This is a genomic window from Roseovarius halophilus (ex Wu et al. 2025), assembly GCF_047086965.1.
Window position 1 is genome coordinate 1 of record NZ_JBKOTX010000489.1, and the last position, 1,127, is coordinate 1,127.

Below are 1,127 nucleotides of genomic sequence, written 5' to 3' on the forward strand. Positions count from 1 at the left end.
GGCCGCAGATTTCCTATGCCGATGCGGCGAAATGGTATGGCACCGACAAGCCCGACCTGCGCAACCCGATCAAGATGCAGGACACCTCGGAGCATTTCCCGACCGGGATGCTGACGGCCTCTTTCGTGCGCCGGATCGCCGCCCAGTCTGCCCGCCCCTTGTAGAACTGGCACCGCGTGCGCCCGTGGATCGTGATCATCCGGATCCCGGCCGCCTCGGCCCGGCGCGCGATCTCCGGGGCGTTGAGCAGCCCGTCATCCCATCCCAGCCGGGTCTTGAGCGTGACGGGCACGTCAACGGCGCCGACAACCGCCTCGATCAGCGACAGCGCGTGATCGGGGTCCTTCATCAGGGCCGACCCGCTGGCACCAGCGCCGCTGGCGCTCGTCACCTTCTTGGCGGGGCAGCCCATGTTGATGTCGAGGATGCGCGCGCCCTGCGCCTCGACCTGCCGGGCCGCCTCGGCCATCCAGCGCGCCTCGCGCCCGGCCAGCTGCACGGCCGTGTTGGCGATCCCCACGCCGAGTTCCGCACGTTCGCGCACGCCCGGCTTGGACTGGACCATTTCCTGGCTGGCGACCATCTCGCTCACCACCAGCCCCGCGCCGAACCGCGACACGAGCGTCCGAAAGGGCAGATCCGTGATTCCCGCAAGCGGGGCCAGCAGAACGGGTGGCGCAAGCGCCAGATCATCGAGCCGCAACGTCAACTGCCTATTCCTTGTGCAACAGGTATCATTTACGCGCTGTGCCGGCATCATTCAATCTGTGTGGGGCCACATCGCATCCGTCGCGAGCATAGTGCACAGTTTTTAGGCACCACGCTACAGGATTGCGCTTGCCGCGGACCGGGCGTAATCAGGGGCCATGGAAGTTGCCGCCATCATCGTCGCCGCCGGCCGCGGCACCCGGGCGCAGGGCGCGCTGCCCAAACAATGGCGACCGCTTGCCGGCCGCCCGGTCGTGGCGCATGCGCTCGCGGCCTTTGGCGGGGTGCCGCGCGTCAGCGAGATGGTTCTTGTCGGTCATCCCGACGATATGGCGCGCGCGCGGGCGCTGGATATTCCGGGGCTGACCGTCGTGGCCGGGGGCGCCACGCGGCGCGGGTCGGTGCTGGCCGGGCTGGAG

1 protein-coding gene and 1 pseudogene are annotated in these 1,127 nt (G+C 68.8%); one reads left to right on the top strand and one right to left on the bottom strand.

The features are described 5' to 3' along the window. Positions 1 to 100: 100 nt before the first annotated feature. A pseudogene (locus tag ACH107_RS33030) lies at positions 101 to 738 on the bottom strand (tRNA dihydrouridine synthase); the annotation flags it as partial. A 128-nt stretch (positions 739 to 866) separates the two neighbouring features. Here ACH107_RS33030 and ACH107_RS33035 point away from each other — a divergent pair. Further along, the coding region (locus tag ACH107_RS33035; RefSeq protein WP_412509816.1) for a 2-C-methyl-D-erythritol 4-phosphate cytidylyltransferase at positions 867 to 1,127 on the top strand (261 nt) is incomplete at its 3' end.